At 53.2% G+C, this 1,177-nt stretch carries 1 protein-coding gene; it reads right to left on the bottom strand.

Annotation, left to right across the window (positions count from 1 at the left end):
• On the bottom strand, positions 1–1,147 hold a 1,147-nt coding region (locus B4Q04_RS22360), incomplete at its 3' end, for a transposase (RefSeq protein ID WP_088698189.1).
• Positions 1,148–1,177 lie beyond the last annotated feature (30 nt).

The raw sequence follows: 1,177 nt of genomic DNA, 5'->3' as shown, positions 1-1,177 counted from the left end.
ACGCTTTCTTTTTCGTACCCGTACGGTGATCCTTGAATACCTTTCTGAACGGGATGACCTTGCCCTGTGGACAGATATAATGATCTTCGATTTCATTATACGTAAAACCCGTGGGGCCGCCCTTGTACGTGCCATGGGGCGGAATGAAGCTCTTTAGACCGATATCCTCTAGAAAGGCATAGTTCTCCCCGCTACTGTAACCCGTGTCCGCTACGCAGTTCTCCCAGACCAGGCCCTGTTGCCACAGCCTTCTTTGCAGGCGTTTTACGATGTCGGGCAACTGTTGGTTGTCCTTCCCGTCGGCATGGTAGGCCCTGATGTCCGTAATGACGTGGTGGGCCGTATCGACGCTCAATTGGGAAAGGTAGTTCAGTTTTCTAGCCTTGCCCGGTTTTACGCTGATCCTCGCATCGGGGTCCGTGGGGCTGTAGTGCGTTTTGTTGCTCGTATACTTGGCCCCCTTGTTCTTGGCGCCCGGGCGTTGGTCCTGGTCCTTCGCCCATTTTTTGTTCCGGCCCTTTATCGCAGCCAGTTCGTTGGGGTTGGCCGTAACGCTGCGCTGGCCCTTGTCCGACCTGTCGTTCCGCGATTTACGGTGTGGCTCACCTTTGTCCATGGCACTCAGGACACGTACCTTGCGCAGGTGTTCGTCCAGTTCCCTTTCGGGCACCTTAAGTTCCAAGGTGTCCATGCTCGCGTTGGCCTTCACAGGTGCGGAATCTATGGCCTGGGTATGGCCGCTCACCATTCCCTTCTCCACGCACATACGTAAAACCGTGGTGAAGACTTCCTCGAATACACTTTCCGGGAACAGTTGGCGGGTACGGCTTATCGTACTGTGCCAGGGGAGCTCCTCGTCTATATCGTACCCTATGAAATAAAGGATGTCCAACCGTAGGGAACAATGGGCCATGAGCTTGCGGTCGCTGACGATGTTCTCCAGATAGCCCACAAGGCAGAGCTTGAAGAAGACCACTGGGTCTATACTCTTTTGGCCGCTGTTCCCGTAATAGCCTTCGGTAAGGCCGTAAAGGAAGCGTAGCTCCAAAACCTCTTTCAACCGCCTGTAGAAATTGTTCTTGGGGATTCGCTCGCTCAACTGGAAATGGGCGAACAGTTTTTCTTGATACTCCTTTTTTCCCTGCATACCTAAAATTAACGACCCAACGTTAAGATC

This window comes from Zobellia sp. OII3 (assembly GCF_002211465.1).
GTDB classification, from domain to species: Bacteria; Bacteroidota; Bacteroidia; order Flavobacteriales; family Flavobacteriaceae; genus Zobellia; species Zobellia galactanivorans.
This window is presented reverse-complemented; position numbering and strand designations above follow the sequence as displayed.